This window comes from Pseudomonas hamedanensis, assembly GCF_014268595.2.
In the GTDB taxonomy this organism is placed as follows: Bacteria; Pseudomonadota; Gammaproteobacteria; order Pseudomonadales; family Pseudomonadaceae; genus Aquipseudomonas; species Aquipseudomonas hamedanensis.
Window position 1 is genome coordinate 544,008 of sequence record NZ_CP077091.1, and the last position, 23,583, is coordinate 567,590.

The following is a 23,583-nucleotide window of genomic DNA, read 5'->3' on the forward strand; positions in this document are numbered from 1 at the left end:
TGCTGCCCTTGAGATAGCGGCCCCACACAAGTCCACTGTGGGAGCGGGCTTGCTCGCGAAAGCGGCCTGTCAGCCACCGCTGAGCTGACTGACCCGACGCCTTAGCTGGCAAGCCAGCTCCCACAGGTTTTGGCGCTGTTCCCAAGACAGCGGTCGCAAAAACCGATGTGGCAACAGGCTTGGAAAAATCCGGCGGAATGATCAGCGCTCCGAGCGGTCAACCGGCAATAACGTCACGAGATCACGCCATGTCCGTAGCCGAAGATACTGTTGAATACCTGCGTCAGCACTCCCTGATCATCACTACCGCCGAATCCTGCACCGCCGGGCAGATCGTCATGCTCTTGTCGCAGGTGCCCGGCAGCGGTGAACGCATTGAATGCGGCTACGTGGTCTATTCACCGCAGGCCAAACAGCGCTTGCTGCGGGTCAGCCCGTATACGCTTGAAACCTTCAATCTGACCAGTGTCGAGGTCGCCCGTGACATGGCACTTGGGGCCTTGCGTGACAGCACCGCCAACGTGGCGGTGGCGACCACGGGCATCCTTGGCCCTGACGACATGGACGGCATCAAGGCCGGCACGGTGTGCTTCGCCTGGGCGTTTCAATTCGATGGGCAGCACTTCGTGTTTACCCGTCAGCAGTGGTTCCCCGGGGCGCGCAGCGAGGTTCAGCTCCATGCTTCGGAGTTTGCCTTGCAGCAACTGGCGCAGTTTCACCGGCGTGCCTTGCGCGGTGAAGGAGGCTGGAGCCGATGAGCCGCGACGCCGATCATCCGGACCTGCACAGCCGGCAGATCCCGATACGCGAGGACATGGCTTATCAGCGCAAGGTCTGGCGCTTCGAGCGCTGCGGTTGGTATGCGCTGGTGCTGTGCATGGTGCTCGGGCTGCTGGGGTTGTTTTCCCGCGGGCCGATCAGTTCGCAGGATGTGCGCAGCGCTGACGGCGCGGTCCGCGTGGAGTACGACAGGTTTCACCGCAACGGCTCGACCAACCCGATGAAAGTCAGCGTGCGCGGCGCGCCCGAAGCCACGGTGGAAGTGGAGTTGAACGGCGAGTTGCTGGAGGGCTTCAGCGTCGAAACGATGCAGCCGCCACCCTTGCGCGCGCGCAGTGCGGCGCAAGGTCTGCACCTCTGGCTGCAAGCCGATACGCAGGGCCAGGCCACGCTTTACCTGACGTTGCGCGGCGACGGCCTGGGTCTGTATCGCAGCACGGTCAAAGCGGCTGGCGCGGAGTCGGTCACCCTCACTCAATTCATTTTTCCATAGGTGCCCCATGGACTCGGTCTTGCGTGCAGTCGCGATGTATCTGGCACTGATGGTGCTGTTCAAAATCGCCGGACGGCGGTCGCTGGCGGAGCTGACGACGTTTGACTTCGTCTTGCTGATGATAATCGGTGAAGCCACGCAACAGGCACTGCTGGGCGATGATTTTTCCCTGACCAATTCGATTCTGGTGATCGTCACGCTGATTGCCATCGACGTCGGCTTTTCTCTGCTCAAGCAACGTTCGCGCTGGGTCTCGCGTTTGATCGACGGCGAACCGACGATCATCGTCGAAAACGGCAAGCTGCTGCACCGCCGCCTGCGCCACGCACGGTTGGTGGAGGCCGATGTCATGGAGGCTGCGCGTTCCAGCCAGGGCATCGAGCGGATCGAGCAGATCAAGTTTGCGATCATCGAGCGCAACGGCAAGATATCGGTGATACCGCGAGACGATGAAAACGGCTGAGCAATGTGCGCAATAGCTCATTGGGCACCGACCGTTGGTCCGTCGCGGGCGTTTCCCATGAAACCTTGCGGCGCTCACGCCTCTCCATTTAGCAGGTTCTGTGGATCACCGTGTGTCGACACAACGTTAGTCAGGAGACCGTCATGAAACGATTCTGTGTATGCCTGGGGCTCTGCTCGATGTTTTTGCTGCAGGGCTGTTTTGACTCCAACGACGCCCCCAACCAAGAGGGCGACAAGAGCAAGGCCTCGCTGCAAATCCAGAAGGACAAGGCAGCGGAAAGCCAATAAGCAAACCGGCCGTTCGGCCCGTGTCAGTCGCCCGTCAGCGCCTGCATCAGCCAATACAACAGGGCGACGGCGCTGATGGCCGCACCCAGCACGCAGACGGCTGACCAGCCGAAATGTGCGTAGGTGTACGTCGCCGCGACGGCTCCGAGGCCGCTGCCCACCGAATAAAAGCACATGTAGGCGCCGACGAGACGGCTTTGCGCATCCGGCCGGGCGGCGAAGATCAGGCTCTGATTGGTGACATGCACCGCCTGCACGGCGAAATCGAGCAGGATCACGCCGATGATCATCGCCAGCAACGAATGCTCGACCCAGGCGATGGGCAGCCAGGACAGCGTCAACAGTGTCAGCGCCATGCCCGTGGTGCGATTGCCATGCCCACGATCAGCCAGACGCCCGGCCCGTGCGGCAGCCAGCGCACCGGCGACGCCGGCGAGTCCGAACAGACCGATCTGGGTGTGCGACAGTGACAATGGCGGCGCACTGAGCGGCAACACCATTGAGGTCCACAACACGCTGAATGCGGCAAAAATCAGCAGCGCGAAAATACCTCGGACCCGCAAGATGCGCTCACTCAGAAACAACTGCAGCACCGATCGCAGCAACTGCCAATAACTGCCGTGGGCGGGCGGTCTGGCGGAGGCGGGCAGGGTGCGCCATAGCACCAGCGCCATGCCGACCATCAAGGCCGCCGAGACAAAGTAAACACCGCGCCACCCCGCCAGGTCCGCCACAACGCCCGACACGAAACGCGCCAGAAGAATGCCCAGCACCACGCCACTGGTCACCGTGCCCACGGTTGCGCCGCGCTGCTCGGGACTCGCCAGCGCCGCGGCATAGGCGACTACCACTTGCACCAGAACCGCCATCAGCCCCACCAGTGCCATCGCGCCGAGCAGCGTGACCCAATCCTGCGCCGTGGCCACAGCGCACAACGCCGCAGCCGACAGAAACAACTGGCTGAGGATGAGTGTTTTGCGATTGAGCAAATCCCCCAGCGGAACAATCAGCAGCAAGCCCAGCGCATAGCCGGCCTGGGTCGCGGTGACGACCACACCAATCGTGCCGGACGAAACCCCGAGGCTGGCCGCCATCGACTCTAGCAACGGCTGGGCGAAATAGACGTTGGCCACCGCCATGGCACAGGTAATAGCGAAGAGGAAAGTCTGATAACGGCTCAGGGCCGACGCGGCTGAACCTTGAGGAGCGCGCGAATAGCCAGCGCTCGCCTGTTCAGCGTCGGCGTCCTGTTTTACCGGGTGATGAGGCGGATAAGGCATCGTTCCATCCTTGGCTATATTGGTTTTGAAAAGAAACCGATGCGTTGATTTTTATCCACTCAGGTTGTTAAATGCAACCGGATTTTCCTGCCGATCGTTCGGCGTTCTTTTCATTGATCTGCACCTGGAGCGACATGGCCAAGCAGAAACTACTGGCCCAAAGCGAATGCCCGGTGGCCCGCGCACTGGAGGCCATCGGCGATCGTTGGGCGTTGATGATCATTCGTGATGCGTTCGACGACGTGCGCCGCTTCAGTGAGTTCCAGAAGCGTCTTGGCCTCGCCAGGAACATCCTCACGGTCAAATTGAAAATGCTCGTCGAGTTGGGAGTGTTTGAGATTCAGCCAGCGTCCGACGGCAGTGCCTACAAGGAATACGCGCTGACCGAGCGGGGCCGTGCACTGTTCCCCATCATTGTCAGCCTGCGCCAGTGGGGCGAGCGCTATCTGTTTGACAGCGGCGAGCAGTGCTCGATATTGCTCGACAACGAACGCTCCGAACCCGTCGAAACCCTCGCTGTGCGCTCGCGTGGTGGCGAGTTGCTGAGCCCGGCGGATTGTCACCGCCGGGTTGTTACGCGGTAGGGCGATCAGTCATTGGCAGGCGCGCGATGCCAGGCAAGACGATCACAGCCGCTGACCCACATAAGGTTGCGCCGTGTCAGCTCGGCGTCAGCCATTGAAAGCGCTTTTCACCTCAGCACTGATCAAGTCCGCAAGCATCCGTACCGGCTCGGACAATGACTGCCGCGAGCGGTGCACCAGACCGATGTCGCGGTGAAAGGTGTGATCGCCGAGGTCGACTGCCCGCACTCCGGCCGGCCATTGCGGTTCTCGCGCGGTTTGCGGCACCAGCGCCACGCCGACGTTTTTTTCGACCAGTTTGATGATGGCTTCCAGTTCGTCCAGCTCGCACACCTCGCGCGGGGTGAAATGCATCTGCCGTAGAAACCGATCGACTTGTCGACCGCCGAACGAAGAGCGGTCATAGCGGATGAACGGCTGGCTGGAAAGCAATCCCGCCCAGTCGTCGCCTTGCGTGTCGCGCGGCACGATCAGCCGATAAGGCTCAAGCGCCAGGGTCGTCCAGCGCAGATCACTTTGCAGCGAGAAGGGCGGGCGGATGATCACCGCCATATCGATCTCGCCAGCGTCCACCAGATTGACCATTTCCATCGACAAACCGGGAACCACCCGCGTCCTGCAGTGCGGGCATTGCTGATGGAATCTGGCCAGGGCATCGGGCAGATAGGAACGTTGTACCGAGGCGATGGCGCCAAGGGTCACTCGAACGTTCGCCGGGGTTCCTGTGGTGGTTGAGCCCAGATTGTCGTAAAGCCGCAGCAGGTCGTGCGCTTGCATCAGGACCTGCTGACCCATTTTGTTCAGGTGTGCCGTGCGGCCCTTGCGGTCGAATATTTCAAGTCCCAGCTCCGCTTCCAGGCGCTGAATCTGTGCGCTGACAGCGGCCTGAGTCAGGCCGATTTTATGTCCCGCGGCAGCGAAAGTGCCTTCCCGGGCCACGGCGATAAGGGTTTTCAGTTCTTTGATCATTCACAAAGATTAGTTGTGTTTCTAAGAAATATATATTGATTTTTCTGTTCGGTGATTCCGCCTAGGATGTCTTCTGTCCCCGGCCAGCAGCCTTGCGCCGCAGCCGTTTTCTTGAAGACAAAGCCATGGAGTCGCTGATGAGCCTTTCGCCTTTCCACCTCGCTATCCCGGTTTACGACCTCGCGTCCTGCCGTCGCTTCTACGGCGAAGTGTTCGGTCTGGAAGAAGGTCGTTCCTGCGCGCAATGGGTCGACTTCAACTTTTATGGCCACCAGTTGGTGATTCACCAACAGCCGCAGACGGCAGCTCAAGAAAGTGTTCACAGCAACCCCGTCGACGGTCACGACGTCCCGGTCCCGCACTTCGGGATCGTTCTGCAATGGGAACAATGGGAAGCACTGGCCGAGCGTTTGAAGTCCTTCGCTACGCCGTTTGTGATCGAACCTTACATTCGATTCAAAGGGCAGGTGGGCGAACAAGCCACGATGTTTCTCTTGGACCCCTGTGGCAATGCGCTGGAGTTCAAAGCGTTCAAGGACATGAGCCAGCTGTTTGCCAAATAACCCAATCCCCCATGCCCGCCGATCTGCGGCGGGTCATTTGCTCCATTCAGGAAAACTCATGACTTCACCTACTTACGTTCAGGAATACAGCGCCATCGTTGGCGTGCTCAATCACTACATCAAAGGTTGTACACAGGCGAACAGCGCGTTGATGAAACCTGCTTTCCACGAGCAGGCCACGATGTTTGGCGTTAACGGCGACGCGCTGGCGGGTGGCTCGATTGAGAATTTGTTTGAGGTGATCGACAAGGACTTCCGCCCATCTCCTGAAGCCAGCGCAGTGATCGGGCGTATCGACATCGTCGGTACCGCCGCCAGTGCCCGGGTCGATACCGACGACGTGTCCGGGTTCTGCTTCACCGACTTCTTCCACCTGCTGAAAGTGGCTGGCCAATGGACCATTGTCAGCAAGATTTATCACACCCACTCGGCGGCCTGAGTTGAAGCAGTGACCCGCCGCCATACGGCTTGATTGTTCCCGCGCGCTCGCGTGGGAACAATCTGCGCAATGCTCCATCCCTGACTAAGCATCCGTCCACTCAAGCGCCGCCGTCTCGCGCCACTTCACGCCCGTGATGCCGTAGCGCTCGGCCTGGGGTTTCGAGACCACTTTCAACGGCGGTTTACCCGGCTTCGGAATGGGCGCAATCCCCGCATCGCAGCTTGCCCAATGCCAGGCATCGGCGTTGCGCATGCTCTTGGCGCGAATAACGAATGATTTGGGCTGGTCGTGCAGTTTGTACTCGATGACAAAAAGATCAGTGTTACGCATGAGTTCCTCCTTACGCTCATACGCAAAGGAGTTTGTCCGACAAAAAAAATTCAAAGCTTTTGCGCCAGGACCGATCAGCGCCGCAAACGCTGATTTTTTCTGAAACCGCGAAGGTTCATCAGGAACAGGCAAATCTGCAAAACGATCAACGCATAGGCGCCGGAATAAGCCCCCCAGATCACCCACAGCAGATTGCTCAAACTGAAACACACGAAGCCGCTCATGCGCCGTTGCGGTTGCTGCGAACCGATCAGCCAGGCGGCCAGTACGGTGACCAGCATCGCCGGCCATTGCACCCAATCCAGATACGCCAACGTTCTGTCCTCTGCACAGATTTTCTCAGTGCATGAGTCTTACACAGCAACCGGTGGCCGGTCACTGCTCAGGCGTTTCAAGCTTGTTCTCTAGAAAAAGATATTCATCCCCATTCTGCCTATCAGAAACACCAGCAGGACCAGGAAAAAAATTCTGATAAAACCACTGCCATAACGTAATGCCAAAAAAACTCCCGTCAGCGAACCGGCCATGTTGCACAACGCAACCACACCGCCAATCGCCCACAAGACATTACCTGAGGGAATAAAGAACAAAAGCGCAGCGCTGAACGTCCCCAGATTGACCAATTTGGCCGAAGCTGAGGCATTTAAGAAATCAAAGCCAAAGACCTTAACAAAAATGAACAACAGCAGGCTGCCACTGCCCGGACCGAACACACCGTCGTAAAAACCGATGACGCCACCAAAGAACACCCCCAAGGCAATATCTTTCGTCCCGAAGTGTCTGTCTCGTCCCGCCAGCCCCAGGTTTTTCTCGATAAAGGTATAGATGGCCATGGCTATCAGTACGAAGAACACTACGACTTCCATCAGTCTCTTCGGGACAACCGAGACTGAGAGGGCGCCCAAAAACGAAAATACAAACGCAGCGAGCAGGGTGGGAAGTATTAGCTTCCAATGAATTTTTATTCGCTTCAGATAACCCGATATGGAGGAAAGGTTGCCCGCCAGAACCGCGAGTTTATTGGTTCCGAAAACAGCGGCGAGGCTGTGCTGGGGCAGGGCGTGGAGAAGCGCTGGCACTTGTACCAGACCGCCGCCGCCGACCGCCGCATCTATCAAACCGCCGCAAAATGCGAAAAAGCCTAATGCAACAACGGCGTGCTCAACATCCATGCAGTGGGGCCGTGCGGGGCTTCAATTTTCCAAGGTGGGTCATGGCAGGCTCATGGATTGGGTTAAATGTTGGCAGAATATGCCGATCGTTCTATCGCGTATGCGTGAATGTCTGATCGGCGTGTCCCGTTATTCTAGCGATGTCAGGCCGTCAGAGCCCGGTGCATGGCGGAGAATGCATTGCCTACTCTCTCGTTGTAATTGAGCATTATGCCCTTCAGTCGCGCAGGCTTGAATTCTATCGCTACCGTTTGACCGTACGCTTGCGCCGCCGCCACGGCATGCAAACCGTGCTTGTTTTCCACTTCGCCGGAATGCCCCATTACATAGCCCTTCGCATTACGCATGTTTTGCGTATTTGTTCTCAAGAATGGATTGGTTGCGAGTAGCTTTGCTTCTATGTATTGAGCGACGAAATTATATTCTCGCCCATTCCAGAGTTCTGATGCGATAGACACCATCATCGCATCCATAATCGAAGATTTATGTTCCAGGGAATTCAAGGCCGTTTTATGTTTCGCTATTCCGGTGTTGTACAGGAAATCCGAAAATTCATTACATTGAGCAATTTTGTATTGATCTTCAACCCAGGCTGTCGCACCAAAAGCTGCGGTCATGTAGTTGTACATGCCGTCATGGCCTTGATGTCCAAGACCGAAATCATCTTTCGCCACTTCATGCATATGTGCCATGACGTTGTGATAACCCTCACGCTTTTCGGCGGGAACCGATATCGCATCCGCTGATAGCCGCATGATGATTTTAGCCGAGACCAGGCTGGTGGTTTTATGGGTTTCATTCCAGCCATTGAAAAAGCTCAGAACGGACGAATCTATACTCTTTTTTTTCAGGAATGCCATGAATGTACTTTCAGTGGAAAGTTGCGCCTCTTGCGTGATCGGATGATGAAGTACCTCAAGCATGGCGTCCTGAAGCTCAGTGATATTTCCTATATAGGCCAGGACGGGCTGCCGGCGCTGATTTTCTTCAATTGCGCGTCCGGGTATTTTCAGATTACGTATGTGTTTGGGCAGAGCCTGAATAAATGTTTCGCCAAATGCTTGCATGGATTGATGTTCTAACGTATCCAAACGACCCTGCGGCGATGCTGAGTTCATGGTGTGTCCTTCTCCCTAAAGACCGATGAAATGTTTGGTTTTAAGCACTTGTTCCAGTCACAACGTGGAAACTAACTCGAGTTGTCGACATGCGACAAGTGACTTATACTGATCAGATCATTCATTTTTAATGAGCATTGACATGGAGTTATCGCAACTGGTCATGTTTAAGGCGGTGGCTGATCAAGGCAGTATTGTTCGTGCCTCTGAACGGTTGCACTGCGTGCCGTCCAACATTACCAATCGGATCAAATTGCTGGAGCAAGAACTTGGAGTCCTGTTATTTATAAGGAAAGGCAGAGGGTTGGTGATCAGCCCCTCCGGAAGACTATTTCTCGGCTACGTCAACAAGATCCTGTCTTTGTGCGAAGAGTCACAGAGAGCGCTTGATCCGCTGTCAGCGCCATCGGGGGATTTCAGGATCGGCGCTATAGAATCGTCCGCGACAGGCAGATTACCCAAAGTATTATCCAGGTATCATCAACTTTATCCTGCGGTACAAATGCAGTTCAGTACCGGTGACTGGTCGCAATTATCTGCTGATGTCGTCAGCCACAAGCTGGATGGGGCAATCATCGCGGTCAGCCCGGAACATGCAGATATTGAAAGTATGGAAATCTACCAAGAGGATCTGGTGTTGATTGCCTCGCCGTCTGCAGGGCCAATAAACCAGCCTGAGGATCTGCAGGGCGTGGATTTATTCATGTGGCCCGAGGGATGCCCGTACAGGAAGGCTTTAGTAAACTGGCTGGAGCGGCACGAAATATCCAGCCCGATAACAAGCATAGCCAGTTATGGAACCATCCTTGGGTGCGTAAGTTCGGGCGCAGGGGTGTCGTTGGTCCCGAGAGGTATATTTGAGCAATTCAGGCAGGTCGGCGGAATCCAAGGCTATTTTTTTAAAGATTTAACGCCAGTACAGAATTATTTTATATGGAACAAACAAGTAGAGTTTCATCGTGCAAAAGACAAGTTTGCCGATTTGCTAAAGGAAGAATTTAAATGTTGATAACAGTTCTAAAGCAATAATCTATGATTGTGCGTCCTCTGCAAGCATAAACATGCCCGGCAATATCAATTGCGCTGGTCATTCAGGATCAGGGACCGGTCCGGATAGCGAGCGCAGATGAACTCGACGAACGCGCGTACTTTGGGCGCAGCGAGGCGCCGAGACGTGTGCAGTACCCAAAGCTGCGGTTCCACACCCGACACCGTGCCCCACTGCACCAGTTCACCTCGAGCCAGCGAATCGCGTGCGATCGAAAGCGGCAGCAGCGCCGCACCGGCACTGGCGATTGCCGCGTCGCGAATCATCAGGAACGAAGAAAACCGCAGCTTGGGGATCGGCTCAAGAATCAGTTGCCCTTCATCGAGACGCCAGTGGGTCGGCTCGAAACTCGGCATGACGATGGCCGGTACCGGACTGATCGCGCCCGGCACCGGTCTCGCCACGCCCGGCGCAGCGACGACCACTAGCCGGTCCCTGGCGAAGCAGCGGCCCACCAGGCTGCTGTCCGGGTTCGGGTTGATCCGGATGGCGACGTCGAATTGTTCTTCGATGAGGTCGACAAGGCGATCTTCGGCGACGACCTCGATCTCGATTTGCGGGTGGACCGCGCAGAACTCGGCACCAATGCGGCCCATTGCCAACTGCGAAAACAAAACGGGGGCGGCGATACGCAGGCGTCCACATGGCGTCGTCAGACCTTCACGCGCCGCCGTCATCGCTTCGGCGACTTCACTCAACGGCCCCTCTGTTCGCGACATCAGCAACTCGCCCGCCTCGGTGAGCTTTAAACCGCGCGCGCTACGCTCAATCAGTCGCACGCCCAGCTGTTCCTCCAGGTCGGCGATCCGCCGCGACAGTGTGGCTTTGGAAATACCACTGGCGCGACTGGCTTTGCCTAGCCCCTCATGGGTAGCGACGAGGGTGAAATCGAGCAGAGCATTGACGTTCATGGCTGTTCCGGATTTGAAACGAAGTGTCTGTATTCTGGTGTCTCTGCTTTATCTCTGCAACAACCTATCTTCGCTTCAACGGGCCTCATTGCGAGGTCCCACGACTGCAGGAGATTCACCATGAGCATTCTCGTCATCGGCGCTACTGGCACCGTCGGTTCACTCGTCACCCAAGGCCTCGCCAAGGCGGGCGCCGAGGTCAAAGCCCTCGTACGCCAAACCGGCAAACGCGGTTTCCCGGTCGGCGTCACCGAAGTGGTCGCTGACCTCGGCGACGTCCCGTCCATGCGCCAGGCGCTGGCGTCGGTGCGCACGCTGTTTCTGCTCAATGCCGTTACGCCCGACGAAGTCACGCAAGCGCTGATCACGCTGAACCTGGCACGAGAGGCGGGAATTGAACGCATCGTCTACCTGTCGGTAATCCATGCCGACCTCTTCACCAACGTTCCGCACTTCACTGGCAAATACACGGTAGAACGCATGGTCGAAAGCCTCGATTTGCCGGCAACCATCCTGCGCCCGGCGTACTTCATGCAGAACGAACTTATGGTCCGGAAAACGATTGAGGATTACGGGGTCTATCCAATGCCGATCGGCTCGGCAGGTGTTTCGATGATCGATGCGCGGGACATCGCGGACGTGGCGGTTGCCGAGTTGCTGCGCCGCGACCGGGCACCTGGCAAGCTACCGCGTATAACCCTTGAATTGGTCGGGCCACAGGTATTGACCGGTGACGCCGTGTCGACAATCTGGAGCGCTGCGCTGAATCGTGACATTGCTTACGGGGGGGACGATGTCGCGGCATTCGAGGGCCAGTTGGCGGCGTACGCTCCAGCCTGGCTCGCGTATGACATGCGCTTGATGATGGCGGGCATCCAGACGTTCGGCATGCGCGCGACCGAGGGATTGGTTGCGCAACTCGAGACCTTGATCGGGCAGCCGCTGCGCCGGTATGAAGATTTTGTTCGTGAGGTTACAGCGCAAGGCTGATCATCGAAAACGGCGCGGCGGGCCAGTGGGCTGCTTAGCAATCCCATCCGTGCTGAAGGGTGATAGAAGCTGGCATTGACCCGCTTCTATCACTCGCGATCAAACCGGCTGCGTCGCCTCCTCAGCGGCAATCGCGGCCTGCACGCTTGGACGCGCTTCTACGCGCGCCATGATTGCGTCCAGCGCTGGCCAGTTCTTGATATCGATGTTGAAGAACGGCAACCACTTCAGGACAGTGAACAGGTAAGCGTCGGCCAGGCCGAAGGTGCCCAGCAGATAGTCTTGGTGCACCAGATCGTTCAGGTAATCCAGGCGCTTGAACAGTTTCTGGCGGAAGATTTCTTTTACCGGCTCAGGGATGTCCGGATTAAACAGCGGTGCGCTGCCACCGTGGATTTCCGAGGTGATGAAGTTGAGCAATTCCTGCAGCCGCGCACGTTCCCAGGTGCCGTTTGCCGGGGCCAGTGAGTTGCCCGGTACCTGATCGGCGAGGTATTGAACGATGGCCGGCCCTTCGGTCAGTACCTGGCCGTTGTCCAGCACCAGTGCGGCGACGTAGCCCTTGGGGTTGATGTCGCGAAAGTCCCGGTTGTCTGCCGTGGCTTTGGTCTTGTTGTTGACCCGGATCAATTCGAAAGGCAGACCGAGTTCGCGCAGCACGATGTGCGGCGACAGCGAGCAGGTCATGGGGGCGAAGTACAGCTTCATGTGCATCTCCTTTTTTAGTGGGCAACGCGTACCCGAACGTGGGGCCATTCCTGGCTTGAAACGGCTGTGGATGTTGTTTTTCGAAGTCTATCCATGGCGGTCGTTTCCTTATAACCCATTGAGGGCCCTTGCTGGCGCATCGATAAATCAGTGTCGGTCGCGGTCCGGATTCTGAAACGTGGCGTATTGACATATCTAAGAATCTCGATATCCTCGGCGCATGGAACTGATCGAAATATTCAAAGCCCTCTCGAACCCGACACGCCTGAAGATTCTCGAAGGCTTGAAGGATCCCGTGAAAAATTTCCCCCCGCAGGACGAGGGCGATGTTTTCATCGAGGGCGTCTGCGTCAGCAGCATTCAGGAAGGTATCGGCCTGTCACAGTCTACGGTGTCGAGTTATCTCGCCACGTTGCAACGCGTAGGGCTGGTTGAAGTGCGGCGCATCGGTCAATGGACCTACTACAAACGCAATGAGGCAGCCATCAGCGCGCTTGCAGAGATCATAGGGAAAGAGCTGTAGATTTTTTTACTACAGGATATCGAAATATCTCGATATCCCTCTTTATCGATACGAGGTTTTGCCATGAAAGCGATGATTCTCAAAGCATTCGGCGGTCCTGAATCTTTTGAACTCAGCGACGTGCCCAAGCCAGTGCCGCAAGCGGGGCAAGTCCTCGTCCGGGTGCACGCCACCTCCATTAATCCGCTGGATTATCAAGTGCGGCGTGGTGACTATCCCGAGCTGGTGCCACTGCCTGCCATCACCGGCCACGATGTCTCCGGCGTTGTCGAAGCTGTCGGGCCGGGTGTCACAGCTTTCACGCCGGGCGACGAGGTCTGGTACACCCCGCAGATATTCGACGGGCAGGGCAGTTATGCCCAATACCACGTGGCGGCTGAAAGCATCATCGCTCGCAAGCCTGCCTCACTGAGCCACCTTGAGGCGGCGAGTCTGAGCCTGGTGGGTGGCACGGTCTGGGAGGCTTTGACCGTGCGCGCGGCGCTGCGAGTAGGCGAAAGCATTCTGATCCACGGCGGTGCGGGCGGTGTCGGTCATGTGGCGATCCAGTTGGCGAAAGCCATCGGCGCCAGAGTGTTCACGACCGTGCGCGAGGCCAACGCCGACTTCGCGCGAAGCATGGGCGCCGACGTGGTCATCGACTACACCCAAGAGGATTACGTCGAAGCAATCATGCGTGAGACCGCTGGCCATGGCGTTGATGTGGTATTCGACACCATCGGCGGCGATACCCTGACGCGCAGCCCCGACGCGCTCGCTCAGTTGGGCCGCATCGTTTCCATCGTAGACATCACGCAGCCACAAAACCTCGTTCAAGCCTGGGGCAAGAATGCCAGCTATCACTTCGTGTTCACTCGCCAGAACCGCGGCAAGCTCGATGAATTGAGTGCACTGGTCGATCGCGGCCAGCTTCGGCCACACGTTGGCGCCGTCTATTCGCTGGCCGACATCCCACTCGCCCACGCCCGCCTGGAGAGCCCCAACAACGGTTTGCTGGGCAAAATCGCCATTGCCGTCGAGCCTTCGCTCATCGCTTGAATGCGCTCTGCATTCACAGTCATTTGGAGAAACGTCATGGTTTATGAAATCGCTGTGCTGCCCGTGCACCTGGAACGCACCGAAGCCTTCAAACGCGCATTTAGCCAGGTCGAGCCGTTGCTCACCCGCGCCGAGGGGTATGGCGGCCACTTACTGGCGCAAGGCATTGAAAGCCCCGAACAATTCAACCTGATCGTGCGATGGCGATCACTGAAGGACCACTCGCCGGGGTTCGAGCAGAGTGACGACCATCAGCGGTTCATGCAGGGGCTGGAGGCCTATTTTTCAGCGGCACCGAACGTCTACCACGTTGAGGGTGGTGCTTTTCCTGGCTTCTGAGCGTGATCAACCCTGCAGCCGATACGCATACGGCGTTGGATCGGGCAGGCCATGGCTCGAGCAGTTGAGTCGCCGGCCGCTTGTGACGGGTGCTTTGGTGGTAGGCTGCGAGGCGCCGGCCCTGCTGGCGTCTACACAGCCCCCTTCAGGATCACCCGATATGCGCCTGCCAGATTTCATTCTTGAGAACCTTGAGCCGATTCTGCAGGCCTGGGAAGACTTCGCCAGAACCATCGAGACGCCGGGGGCGGAGCTCGACAGTGCGGCATTACGCGATCATGCCGAGCAGATGTTGCAGGCCATTGCCCTGGATCTGCGGACCCGGCAGACGGTGCGCGAACAAGTGGCCAAAGCCCAGGGGCTGGCACCGCGAGACGAACGCGAGACCGCCGCCGAGACCCATGCGGTGACGCGCCTGATGGCCGGTTTCACCATCGATCAGATGGTCTCGGAATACCGCGCCTTGCGCACCAGTGTGCTGAATCAGTGGATGAGTCAAGTCAAGCAAGGCAAGTCGATCGATATCGACGACATGACTCGCTTCCATGAAGCCATCGATCAGGCGCTGGCGGAGTCGATTGCCAGTTATTCCCGAGCGGTTGAAGCCTCCCGCAACGTGTTTTTGGGCATCCTGGGGCATGACCTGCGCACACCGCTGGGCGCGATCCTGTTGGGTGCCGATCTGCTGAGGCGTTCCAAGACCGGCGACGCCCGGTCGAGCAAGGTTGCCAACCAGATATATTCCAGCGTGCAGCGAGCGAGCCAGATCGTCGGCGATCTGCTGGACTTGACGCGCTGCCAGATGGGCCCTGGCATTCCGGTGAAAAAGACACGTATCGATCTCACGCCGCTGTGCGAGCGCGTTGTCGAGGAAATCCGCGCCTTTCATCCTCAAGCCAACGTGGTGTTTGAAGCGAAGGCTGCGGTGGCGGGCGAGTTTGATGGCGCCAGGATGGAACAGGTGTTTTCCAACATCGTCAGCAATGCGGTGACGCACGGCGACAATCGAATCCCGGTCACCGTCGAGCTGGACCTGTCCGAGCACTGCGCGGTGTTCAAGGTGCACAACGGCGGTGAGCCGATACCTGAGGACGTCCTGCCGTTTATTTTCAATCCGATGGGGCGGTTTTCGCAGCGTTCGGCGATTGATCACGGGCCGGTCGAGGGACTGGGGCTGGGCCTGTTCATCGCGTCGGAAATTGTCGCCTCACACGCCGGCTCGATCGATGTCAGCTCTGATCTGGCGGGCGGGACGATTTTTCTCGTGCGGCTGCCGATCGCTCCTGCCGATTCGTAGCCGATGCGCGGCGCCGACGCACGTCAGGGTGTGTCGGTGACCGGCAATCAAGTTGAAACCGTTCGTCGCCGAGCTTTTGCTGACGCTGCTCGCTCATCAACCTCTTTGAACTCTCCAGCACCCAGCCTCGTCCCTTTTTATGTGGGGGCTCAGGGCAACGTTGCCGTGTAGTCCCGTTTTCAATGAGAAGGCGAGGGACCACATGAATACTTCAGACAGCAGGTCAGGGTTTGAATCAGGCGATCCGAAGGGCCAGCCTGAGCAGGGTTTTCAGCATTTGAAGGATGACGTCAGCGAAGCGCTGGGCGGGGCGCGGCAGCAGGCCGATGCGCAATTCGGTCAGTATCGCGACACCGCCGCCGAGCAAATCGAAGCGCTGGCGCAGGGTGCGAAAAGTTTCGTCTCCGAGCTGCCGGACAGCGACACGCTGGGCATGTCCGATTACCTCAACGACATGGCCGAGTCGATGACCGGGCTGGCCGATAACCTGCGCGGCAAGAGTGCCGAGCAGCTGTTGCACGATGCGGCCAGTCTGGCCCGCAGCAATCCCGCGCTGTTCATTGCCGGCAGCGTCGCCATCGGTTTCGGTCTGTCGCGGTTTCTCAAGGCGGGCACCGCGGCGGCGGCCACGGTCAGTGCCGAGCAAGATCCAGCGGCCGGCACCTCGACGCCACCGGCCGGCGGCTTTGGCGCCCAGCGACCTTATGAGTCCTCCATGGCGTCTGCGACCGATCCCGGCCCGGGACTCGCCACCGGCATCACGCCGACCTCTCCCAACGAACACGATCATCCGTCTGACGCCGCGGGCGCTTTCGTGGCGCCTGCAACCGACCGCAAAGGAGAACTGTGATGAACAGAGACGAATCCGATCTGACCGGAGCACGCTCCACTGGCCAACCGGACGATGCATCGGTGGTAGGCCTGTTACGGCAACTGTCCCGGGAAGTGCCGGCATTGTTCACCAAGGAACTCGCGCTGGCCAAAGCCGAACTGCAGGCCAGCCTCACCACCCTCAAGGCCGGGATGGCCGCGGTCGCCGGTGGCGCGATCGTTTTTCTGGCCGGCTTCATCATCCTGCTGTTGGCGGCGGTCTATGGCTTGAGCCTGTTCATGGCGCCCTGGCTGGCCGCGCTGATCGTCGGCGTGGTGGTGATGATCATCGGCTTCGCCATGTTGCAGTCGGGGAAAAAACAATTCGAGCCGTCCCATTTCAAACCTGATCGCACCCTGGATGCGTTGAACAAAGATCAAGAAGCGTTGCGGAGGAAAGCCTCATGAAAAGCGAACTGGATACCGAAGCGCAAAAGCGCCCTGAGCAGATCGAGCGGGAAATCGATGCTCAACGCGCGAGCATCGGCAACATCGTCGATCAACTGGAAAGCAAATTCACCCCCGGCCAGATGATCGATCAGGCGTGGGGCATGATGCAGAACAACGGGTCGATGTTCTTTACCAACCTGGGCACCAGCGTACGCAACAATCCAGTGCCTGCGGTGCTGACATCGGTGGGCCTGCTCTGGCTGATGATGAGCCAGAATCGCCCTCCGGCCCCGCAACCGACGTACCGCACCGGGCCGGATCAGGACCAGGCCGGCGAGTGGGCGGATGGTCTGGCGGACGGTATCGACAGCGCCCGCGAGCACTTGCATCACACCGGCGATTCTCTGAAGCAGGGCTACCAGTCGTTCAGAGGCAAAGCCGGGCACTTGGGGGAAAACGTCGGCGCTGCCAAGGAACATCTTAGCCATGCGATGCATGGTGCCAGCGATCGGCTTTCGCACAGTTCTCAGGCCTTGGGGCAACAGTTCAATCAAATGCTCAAGGAGCAACCGCTAATGGTCGCTGCCGCGGGTGTCGCCTTGGGTGCCTTGCTCGGCGCGGCCTTGCCGACGACTTCGACCGAACAGCGCTACATGGGCCGGGCCAGCGCCGGGATGGTCGACAAAGCAAAACAGAAGGCCCAGGAGGGTTACGACGCGGTGCGCGATACGGTGACGCGAACCACTGAACACAAGGAGCCGGCAACGCCAGCGGAACCGCCGAAAAACTCGTCTTCGGACCTTTCCGAAGGCTTGGGTACCTCCTGAGCTGAGTGAAAAGGGCGGACCTGTAAAAAGGGCTTGCTCGCGAAAGTGGTGTGTCATTCGACCTGGGTATACCTGACACGGCCCCTTCGTGAGCAAGCTCACTCCCACACTGTTTTGTGGCGGTCGGCAAATTGAGTGCCCAACGCTAATCCCTGTGGGAGCGAGGCTGCTCGCGAAAGCGGTGTGCCAGTCAAGGTGATGTGCCTGACCTGACGCCTTCGCGAGCAAGCCCGCTCCCACACTGTTTTGTGGCGGTCCGCAAATTGAGTGCCCAACGCTAATCCCTGTGGGAGCGAGCCTGCTCGCGAAAGCGGTATTCAACTTGGATGAACTCTTGGCCCGACCCCTTCACGAGCAAGCTCACTCCACAGCGATTTGAGGGGGCTGACGTCACGGCAGACAGCCTGATGACGCAGCTCGCTCGCTCAGCTATCCGTATTGTTGGCAGTCGCTTGCACGGCGGCTTCGGCTTCCAGTTTCAAGCGATCCGCCTTGCAAATGTACTTGGGCTTTTTCGGCGCGAGTTTGGCGTTGGCCTTTTTGGCTTTTTCCTTGAACAACTGCTGCAGCTTTTTCTGACGATTCATGGCCGTTTCAACCGGGGTGGGGAAGGGGGCGAATCCTGACGCAAGCCGATGTCCCCAGCAAGAAAAAATGCGTCAGGCTGGACACAAACGCCTATGCTTTAAAGCACCCCCGAACTGAAGGAGCCGCACATGAGAAAAGCTCGCAGACTGGTTACAGCGCTGTCCTGCCTTGCGCTGGTAGTTGGCAGTGTCACGGCGCTGGCGGACCCTGGTAACGGAAAAGGCCAGGGCGGGCAGGGCAATCAGGGCGGCCAGGGTAATGGCAAGGGCAAGCCGCAGAACATGCAGGACTACGGCAATCAAGGGTCTGGCAACAAAGGGCAAAAATCCTCCGGTAACCACGGCGGCGGACCGAGTGTCGATCGTGGCAACATCCTCGGCGTCATCGGCGGCTATCGCGGCGAATACTGGAATCCCGGAAAGCCCTTGCCGCCGGGCATTCAAAAGAATCTGGCGCGCGGCAAACCGCTGCCACCGGGTATCGCGAAAAAACTCGACGGGCGTTTGCTCGGCCACTTGCCGCACTATGACGGCTATGAATGGCAGCAAGTGGGCACGGACCTGATCCTCGTCGCGCTGGCCACCGGGTTGATCTACGAAGTGCTCAACGGCGCTTTTGATTAAACCTGCCTCATGAGGCGGCAGCCGTTTTGTCTGCCGCCCAGTCAGCCATTTTCCCTTTCACTCTGATTGTTTGCACTGGCGGTGCTGCGTCGCTATAGCTGCAACTGGTGCAGCAATGAACTGCAAATAGCGTGGCTTGTTCGTCCAGGCTTGAGCTTTCACACTGGGTTCAACGGTTAATGACTGAACGGAGATAAGCATGGCGAGCGCAATCCGCTTTACCGAAACGGGCAACCCCGAGGTCCTGCACCTGCACACCGTGAGCGTGCAAACGCCAGGGCAGGGTGAAGTCTGGCTTGAACAAGAGGCGGTGGGCGTCAACTTTCTCGACGTCAGCCAGCGCAAAGGCGCGGTGCCGGTGGCGTTGCCTTCGGGCCTTGGCCTGGAAGGCGCGGGCCGTGTCGCCGCGGTCGGTGACGGTGTCAGCCACGTGCGCGTCGGGGATCGCGTTGCCTACGCCACCGGGCCTTTGGGCGGTTATGCGTCGGCGCGGTTGTTTCCGGCGGATCGATTGGTGAAGATTCCTGATGAACTGTCCTTCGATGAGGCTGCGGCAGTGCTGTTCAAAGGCATTACTGCGCAGTATCTGTTGAAGTCGACGTATCCGGTGGGGCCGGGGACGACGATGCTGCTCTATGGCGTCGCGGGTGGTCTGGGGGAAATCATGGTGCCGTGGGCCAGACACTTGGGCGCCACGGTGATTGGCGTGGTATCGAAACCGGCCAGTGTCGACAAGGCGCGGTCGATCGGCTGCGATGAGGTGCTGGTATTTGATGCTGAAACCCTGGCCGCCGAGGTGGCGCGAATCACCGACGGGCGCAAGGTTGACGTGGTGTACGACCCGATTGGCCGGGTGTCTTTCCAGGCTTCGCTGGACAGCTTGCGTCCCCGCGGTTTGATGGTCTCGTTCGGCGCGCAGAGCGGTGCGCCGTCAGCGGTGGAACTGGCGACACTCAATGCCAAGGGTTCGCTGTTTCTCACGCGTCCGTCACTGGCGGCACACACTGCAAGCGCTGCTGAGTATCAGGAGCGTGCACAAGATGTGCTGGCCGCCGTCGCCGCCGGTATCATCACGCCACGGATCTGGGCGCGCTATCCACTGGCCGACGCCGCAGCCGCGCACGCCGAGCTGGAGTCGGGTCGATCATCGGGAGCGATCATTCTAAAACCATGAATCTTGATGTTCTGAGCAATCAACACAGCGATGAGATCGCTGCCTTTCTGGCCGTCGCCGCGCAAGGGTCGTTTGTCGCGGCCGGTCGCTTGTTGCAGCGTCATCCCACGATCGTTTCGAAACGCTTGGCGGCGATGGAAAAACGCCTGGGGGTTCGCCTGGTGGAGCGCTCGACGCGCCAGGTGCGTATCACCGAGGCCGGTGCTCAACTGGAACGGCGCCTGCGTGCAGCCGTTGCGCTGATGAACGAGGCGCAGCAGCAAGCGGTGCAGGGTGCCAACGAAGTGCGCGGCACCTTGCGCCTCGCCTTGCCGGCCGCGATGGGCCGGTTGTGGCTCGGGCCGCTGTTGCCGGAGTTTCTCAAGGCTTATCCGCAGGTCTCGATTGTTGCCGACTACAGCGAGGGCCTGGTCGACATCATCGAGCAGGGTTTTGATGCGGCGATCCGTATCGGCGAGCTGGACGACAACCGCCTGACCGCGAAAAAACTCAGCGATCATCGACGGATTTTGTGCGCATCGCCGGCGTACCTCGATGCTCACGGAACACCGCAAACACCGCAGGATTTGCTCCAGCACAATTGCCTGCGCTTCAGCGGGCTGGCGTCATTCCCGTTGTGGCGACTGCATCGCGGCGACGAGCTGCAAACCCTCACGCCCAAGGGCAACCTGACCGCCAGCGACAGCGAATCGCTGCTCGCCGCCGCCCGCGCCGGAGCCGGTATTCTCGGTGCCGGCGACTGGCTGATGAGCCGCGACCTTGCCGCCGGAACGCTGACTCAGGTGCTGCCGGACTGGCAACTGGATACGGCCGGCGGCGTCTACCTGGTCCGGCCCTCGGCGAGGTTTCCGGCAGCGGCGGTGGTGGCCTTCAAACAGTGGATCGAAGCGAAGTTTGACCCCGCGCCACCGTGGGCGGTTTGATCGCGACAAACTGATAACCCGATTCCCTGTGGGAGCGAGCCTGCTCGCGAAAGCGCCGGATCAGCCAACACTGTTCTGGCTGACAGATTGCCTTCGCGAGCAAGCTCGCTCCCACATGGATATTTGTTGGTGCCGAAAAGTCTGCTGACACCCAAACAAACCTGTGGGAGCGAGCTTGCTCGCGAAAGCGCCGGATCAGCCAACACTGTTCTGGCTGACAGATTGCCTTCGCGAGCAGGCTCGCTCCCACATGGTTATTTGCAGGGCCGCAAAGTCTGCTGACAACCAAAGACACTGTGGGAGCGGGCTTGCCCGCGAAAGCGCCGGGTCAGTCAACACTGCTCTGGCTGACAGATTGCCTTCGCGAGCAAGCTCGCTCCCACATGGGTATTTGTTGGTGCCGAAAAGTCTGCTGACAACCAAAGACACAAGCGGGCTTGCCCGCGAAAGCGGTCCTCCAGATACAAATGAATCGCCTGACCCGACGCCTTCGTGAGCAAGCCCACTCTCACAGGGTTTCAGGATGTACTCGCCATTCAAGGCAACCCACAAAATCCACACAAAAAAAGGCCCGGCAACGCTGCCGGGCCTCGGTGTTCCAGTACTTTCACGCGGCCAGGTTGCCTGCCGCCATTTCCTTCTTGTAGCTCGCCTTCATGGCCTCCATCTGCGCACCCAGTTCGTCGAGCTTCGCCTTGCCCAACAGTTTTTTCGCCTGAGGAAACATTTCTTTTTCTTCCTCCTCGATGTGGTGCTCCAGCAGCTCCTTGACCACCTTCACGCGACCGGCAAATTCCGGCGTGCCCGGATCGGTCAATTTCAGGTCAGGCAGCACCAGCGAATCCACGGTGCGGTGTTCTTCCTTGGCTTCGTAGTACATGACGTCCTCCTCCTTGCTGCCGGCCTCTTTGAAGGCGGGATAAAGAATTTCTTCTTCAAGGCGGGTATGGATGGTGATTTCCATTTCCAGTTTGCCCAGCAACTCGACGCGCTTTTTCAGCGCCCGGTCGGTTGACTCGCTCAACTGGCTGAGAATGGCTTTTACTTTTTCATGGTCGGCTTTGAGAAGGTCGATGGCATTCATTATTTTAGGCCTCTGCTTTTCACGGATAGAACACAGCGTCTGATTGGCGCTGCTGTGTATTCCCTGAAGCTTTCGCAGGAGTCGTGCCAACGTTTCGTTTAGCGCCAACCCCGGTATTACAAGGCTTTGGCGCGGTTAAGCTCTTGCGCTTTCGTGCAGCCTGCATGAATGCCCCCGATCAGGCATTGCAGATAACAAGCCCGGCGAGTGCCGGGCTGGTTTTGTTGCAACGAATGGACCGGGCATGCACCCGCTGCCTCATCGGTTCGCTTGGGAAGACGAAACGTGGCCGACATGCTTGGGCCCCGCCAACGCCCAGGCGATCAAGCCGAACAACGGCACGAACACGATCAACACAATCCACACGCCCTTGTTACTCGATTTCCCCTCGCTTTTACGCACCCGGTTGATGGCCCAAAGCTCGATCAGCACGAGAATGACCGCCAATACGATCCACACGGTTTCGATTTGCATAGGCTACCTCCTGATGGTCTATGGGTTAGGTGGTGCAAGCGGCGTCGGGTTCATTCTTTTTGGACGGCAGCGGCTGTTGCCATATCCGGTTTCAAATTTCATTTCTGATCGCCGCTGTGCCCTATATCCTCCAAACCACGATAGATAGAACAGGGACAGTGAGATGGCGTTCAGGGTCATGGTCGTCGGTGGTTACGGTAATTTCGGCAGCATCGTTTGTCGGCATCTGGCGGTGATGCCGCAGGTTGAGCTGGTGCTGTCGGGGCGCGATGCGCGCAAGTTGCAACTCAAGATTGATGAGCTGCACGCGCGGTCGGGCCGTGCCTGCGAAGGCTGGTGCGGTGATGCGATGGGCGCTGGATTTCAAGCCGCGTTGAGTACACTAAACATTCAACTGGTGGTGCATACCGGCGGGCCGTTTCAAGGGCAGTCCTACGCGGTCGCCGAAAGTTGCATCGGTGCCGGCGTGAACTACTGCGACCTGTCCGATTGCCGCACCTTCGTCAACGGCATCGGTGCGCTCGATGCCAGCGCCAGACAGGCGGGCGTGGCGATCCTCAGCGGTTGCAGTTCGGTGCCGACGCTGTCGTCAGCCATCATCGACGAGCAGCGCCATCGTTTCTCATGCATCGATTCGATCGAGCATGGCATTTCTTCCTCGGCGAAGATGCCGGGGCTGTCCACGGTGGAAGGCGTGCTGGCCTACGCCGGCAAACCGATCAGGCAACTCAGGCATGGCCAGGTGCATGAAGTGCTGGGCTGGCTCGACCTTTCCCTGCGCAAGATGCCGCAGTTGGGCACGCGACTACTCGCCAATGTCGATGTGCCGGATATGGATATTTTCGCCCGTCGCTACGGCGCGCAGACCCTGAGTTTCAAGGCGGGCGCCGGCCTGAAGCTCGGCGGCGTGGCCAACGCGTTGCTGGCGCAAGCCCTGCGGTTCGGCCTGGTGCGTGATCATGCCCGCTGGGCAGCAAGGCTGCATCGTCTGGGCATGCGGTTCGAACGTTTCGGCGATGGCAAGAGCGCGATGTACATCGATGTCCGTGGCATTGGCATTGATGGCAAGCCGCTGACCATGACCGCTCAACTCACCGCGCTGAATGACAAAGGCCCGGAAATTCCCAGCTGCGCGGCCGTGGCTCTGGCCGTGAAAATGGCCTCGGGCTATGTGCCGCAATCCGGCGCACGGCCTTGCGTGGGTGAAATCAGCGTTGCCGAATACCTGGCGGCAATCAACGATCCGGCCAATCTGAGCCTGTCGGTGCAGTTCTCGCAAGGGCAGCGTTGAG

General features: G+C 58.6%; 31 protein-coding genes. 20 read left to right on the plus strand and 11 right to left on the minus strand.

Going from position 1 to position 23,583, the window contains the following annotated elements:
* Positions 1-248 precede the first annotated feature (248 nt).
* The 4 genes from HU739_RS02405 (at position 249) to HU739_RS02420 (ending at position 2,026) form a co-directional block, all read left to right on the plus strand.
* On the plus strand, positions 249-758 hold the full coding sequence (locus tag HU739_RS02405) for a CinA family protein (RefSeq protein ID WP_186546612.1): 510 nt from the start codon (positions 249-251) through the stop codon (positions 756-758).
* Entirely contained in the window at positions 755-1,273 is a 519-nt protein-coding gene (locus HU739_RS02410; protein WP_186546611.1) for a hypothetical protein, read from the plus strand. The genes HU739_RS02405 and HU739_RS02410 overlap by 4 nt, the downstream gene beginning before the upstream one ends.
* 7 nt (positions 1,274-1,280) lie before the next feature.
* Positions 1,281-1,736: a DUF421 domain-containing protein gene (locus HU739_RS02415; protein ID WP_186546609.1), complete on the plus strand. Its 456-nt coding sequence runs from the start codon at positions 1,281-1,283 to the stop codon at positions 1,734-1,736.
* A 143-nt stretch (positions 1,737-1,879) separates the two neighbouring features.
* Positions 1,880-2,026, plus strand: coding sequence for a hypothetical protein (locus tag HU739_RS02420; RefSeq protein ID WP_186546607.1), 147 nt, complete (start codon positions 1,880-1,882; stop codon positions 2,024-2,026).
* Between the two features lie 23 nt (positions 2,027-2,049).
* Here the strand turns inward: HU739_RS02420 and HU739_RS02425 are convergent, their stop codons facing one another.
* Positions 2,050-3,306 (minus strand): MFS transporter, encoded by a 1,257-nt coding sequence (locus HU739_RS02425; protein WP_186546605.1) that lies wholly within the window; start codon positions 3,304-3,306, stop codon positions 2,050-2,052.
* Between the two features lie 134 nt (positions 3,307-3,440).
* On the opposite strand from HU739_RS02425, the gene HU739_RS02430 reads away from it, so the two are divergent.
* Entirely contained in the window at positions 3,441-3,890 is a 450-nt protein-coding gene (locus tag HU739_RS02430; RefSeq protein ID WP_186546703.1) for a winged helix-turn-helix transcriptional regulator, read from the plus strand.
* Between the two features lie 87 nt (positions 3,891-3,977).
* Here HU739_RS02430 and HU739_RS02435 read toward each other — a convergent pair whose 3' ends face one another.
* On the minus strand, positions 3,978-4,859 hold the full coding sequence (locus tag HU739_RS02435) for a LysR substrate-binding domain-containing protein (protein ID WP_186546603.1): 882 nt from the start codon (positions 4,857-4,859) through the stop codon (positions 3,978-3,980).
* 137 nt (positions 4,860-4,996) lie between these two features.
* Between HU739_RS02435 and HU739_RS02440 the strand changes: the two genes are divergently transcribed.
* Entirely contained in the window at positions 4,997-5,422 is a 426-nt protein-coding gene (locus HU739_RS02440; protein ID WP_186546601.1) for a VOC family protein, read from the plus strand.
* Between the two features lie 58 nt (positions 5,423-5,480).
* Positions 5,481-5,861: a nuclear transport factor 2 family protein gene (locus HU739_RS02445; protein ID WP_186546599.1), complete on the plus strand. Its 381-nt coding sequence runs from the start codon at positions 5,481-5,483 to the stop codon at positions 5,859-5,861.
* An 84-nt stretch (positions 5,862-5,945) separates the two neighbouring features.
* Here the strand turns inward: HU739_RS02445 and HU739_RS02450 are convergent, their stop codons facing one another.
* The 4 genes from HU739_RS02450 to HU739_RS02465 form a co-directional block, all read right to left on the minus strand.
* Complete coding sequence (locus HU739_RS02450; RefSeq protein WP_186546597.1) at positions 5,946-6,194, minus strand: DUF6555 family protein; 249 nt, start codon at positions 6,192-6,194, stop codon at positions 5,946-5,948.
* A 74-nt stretch (positions 6,195-6,268) separates the two neighbouring features.
* Entirely contained in the window at positions 6,269-6,508 is a 240-nt protein-coding gene (locus HU739_RS02455) for a hypothetical protein (protein ID WP_186546596.1), read from the minus strand.
* A 90-nt stretch (positions 6,509-6,598) separates the two neighbouring features.
* The gene (locus tag HU739_RS02460) at positions 6,599-7,366 is read right to left on the minus strand and encodes a sulfite exporter TauE/SafE family protein (protein WP_186546593.1); all 768 of its coding nucleotides are present in this window, start codon (positions 7,364-7,366) and stop codon (positions 6,599-6,601) included.
* A gap of 143 nt (positions 7,367-7,509) precedes the next feature.
* On the minus strand, positions 7,510-8,484 hold the full coding sequence (locus tag HU739_RS02465; RefSeq protein ID WP_186546591.1) for a hypothetical protein: 975 nt from the start codon (positions 8,482-8,484) through the stop codon (positions 7,510-7,512).
* Between the two features lie 142 nt (positions 8,485-8,626).
* Between HU739_RS02465 and HU739_RS02470 the strand changes: the two genes are divergently transcribed.
* The gene (locus HU739_RS02470) at positions 8,627-9,493 is read left to right on the plus strand and encodes a LysR family transcriptional regulator (RefSeq protein ID WP_186546589.1); all 867 of its coding nucleotides are present in this window, start codon (positions 8,627-8,629) and stop codon (positions 9,491-9,493) included.
* 65 nt (positions 9,494-9,558) lie between these two features.
* Here HU739_RS02470 and HU739_RS02475 read toward each other — a convergent pair whose 3' ends face one another.
* Positions 9,559-10,443, minus strand: coding sequence for a LysR family transcriptional regulator (locus HU739_RS02475; protein WP_186546587.1), 885 nt, complete (start codon positions 10,441-10,443; stop codon positions 9,559-9,561).
* A gap of 120 nt (positions 10,444-10,563) precedes the next feature.
* Here HU739_RS02475 and HU739_RS02480 point away from each other — a divergent pair, with 120 nt between their 5' ends.
* Positions 10,564-11,433, plus strand: coding sequence for an NmrA/HSCARG family protein (locus HU739_RS02480; protein WP_186546586.1), 870 nt, complete (start codon positions 10,564-10,566; stop codon positions 11,431-11,433).
* A gap of 99 nt (positions 11,434-11,532) precedes the next feature.
* Here the strand turns inward: HU739_RS02480 and gstA are convergent, their stop codons facing one another.
* Positions 11,533-12,141: a glutathione transferase GstA gene (gene gstA / locus HU739_RS02485; RefSeq protein WP_186546584.1), complete on the minus strand. Its 609-nt coding sequence runs from the start codon at positions 12,139-12,141 to the stop codon at positions 11,533-11,535.
* 220 nt (positions 12,142-12,361) lie between these two features.
* Between gstA and HU739_RS02490 the strand changes: the two genes are divergently transcribed.
* The 7 genes from HU739_RS02490 (at position 12,362) to HU739_RS02520 (ending at position 17,425) form a co-directional block, all read left to right on the plus strand.
* Positions 12,362-12,664: an ArsR/SmtB family transcription factor gene (locus HU739_RS02490; RefSeq protein ID WP_186546582.1), complete on the plus strand. Its 303-nt coding sequence runs from the start codon at positions 12,362-12,364 to the stop codon at positions 12,662-12,664.
* A 63-nt stretch (positions 12,665-12,727) separates the two neighbouring features.
* A complete protein-coding gene (locus HU739_RS02495) occupies positions 12,728-13,702 on the plus strand; it encodes a zinc-dependent alcohol dehydrogenase family protein (RefSeq protein ID WP_186546580.1) in 975 nt (324 codons plus the stop codon).
* 36 nt (positions 13,703-13,738) lie between these two features.
* On the plus strand, positions 13,739-14,041 hold the full coding sequence (locus HU739_RS02500; protein WP_186546578.1) for an antibiotic biosynthesis monooxygenase family protein: 303 nt from the start codon (positions 13,739-13,741) through the stop codon (positions 14,039-14,041).
* A 160-nt stretch (positions 14,042-14,201) separates the two neighbouring features.
* Positions 14,202-15,338, plus strand: coding sequence for a sensor histidine kinase (locus HU739_RS02505; protein WP_186546576.1), 1,137 nt, complete (start codon positions 14,202-14,204; stop codon positions 15,336-15,338).
* Positions 15,339-15,540: 202 nt separating this feature from the next.
* The gene (locus tag HU739_RS02510) at positions 15,541-16,188 is read left to right on the plus strand and encodes a hypothetical protein (RefSeq protein ID WP_186546574.1); all 648 of its coding nucleotides are present in this window, start codon (positions 15,541-15,543) and stop codon (positions 16,186-16,188) included.
* Positions 16,188-16,616, plus strand: coding sequence for a phage holin family protein (locus HU739_RS02515; protein WP_186546572.1), 429 nt, complete (start codon positions 16,188-16,190; stop codon positions 16,614-16,616). Before HU739_RS02510 ends, HU739_RS02515 begins: the two co-directional genes overlap by 1 nt.
* On the plus strand, positions 16,613-17,425 hold the full coding sequence (locus tag HU739_RS02520; RefSeq protein WP_186546570.1) for a DUF3618 domain-containing protein: 813 nt from the start codon (positions 16,613-16,615) through the stop codon (positions 17,423-17,425). The genes HU739_RS02515 and HU739_RS02520 overlap by 4 nt, the downstream gene beginning before the upstream one ends.
* Positions 17,426-17,850: 425 nt before the next feature.
* On the opposite strand, the gene HU739_RS02525 is transcribed toward HU739_RS02520, so the two are convergent.
* Positions 17,851-18,012, minus strand: coding sequence for a DUF2986 domain-containing protein (locus HU739_RS02525; RefSeq protein ID WP_186546568.1), 162 nt, complete (start codon positions 18,010-18,012; stop codon positions 17,851-17,853).
* Positions 18,013-18,141: 129 nt separating this feature from the next.
* Between HU739_RS02525 and HU739_RS02530 the strand changes: the two genes are divergently transcribed.
* The 3 genes from HU739_RS02530 to HU739_RS02540 all read left to right on the plus strand — a co-directional run bounded on the left by HU739_RS02530 (position 18,142) and on the right by HU739_RS02540 (position 20,733).
* Entirely contained in the window at positions 18,142-18,636 is a 495-nt protein-coding gene (locus HU739_RS02530) for an anti-virulence regulator CigR family protein (RefSeq protein ID WP_186546566.1), read from the plus strand.
* Positions 18,637-18,835: 199 nt separating this feature from the next.
* The gene (locus HU739_RS02535) at positions 18,836-19,810 is read left to right on the plus strand and encodes a quinone oxidoreductase family protein (protein ID WP_186546564.1); all 975 of its coding nucleotides are present in this window, start codon (positions 18,836-18,838) and stop codon (positions 19,808-19,810) included.
* Entirely contained in the window at positions 19,807-20,733 is a 927-nt protein-coding gene (locus HU739_RS02540; RefSeq protein ID WP_186546562.1) for a LysR family transcriptional regulator, read from the plus strand. Before HU739_RS02535 ends, HU739_RS02540 begins: the two co-directional genes overlap by 4 nt.
* Positions 20,734-21,340: 607 nt before the next feature.
* On the opposite strand, the gene HU739_RS02545 is transcribed toward HU739_RS02540, so the two are convergent.
* Positions 21,341-21,817, minus strand: coding sequence for a hemerythrin domain-containing protein (locus HU739_RS02545; protein ID WP_186546702.1), 477 nt, complete (start codon positions 21,815-21,817; stop codon positions 21,341-21,343).
* Between the two features lie 258 nt (positions 21,818-22,075).
* Entirely contained in the window at positions 22,076-22,291 is a 216-nt protein-coding gene (locus HU739_RS02550; RefSeq protein ID WP_186546560.1) for a PLD nuclease N-terminal domain-containing protein, read from the minus strand.
* A 163-nt stretch (positions 22,292-22,454) separates the two neighbouring features.
* Between HU739_RS02550 and HU739_RS02555 the strand changes: the two genes are divergently transcribed.
* Positions 22,455-23,582 carry a saccharopine dehydrogenase family protein gene (locus HU739_RS02555; RefSeq protein WP_186546558.1) on the plus strand — a complete coding sequence of 376 codons (1,128 nt, stop codon included), beginning with the start codon at positions 22,455-22,457 and terminating at the stop codon, positions 23,580-23,582.
* Position 23,583 lies beyond the last annotated feature (1 nt).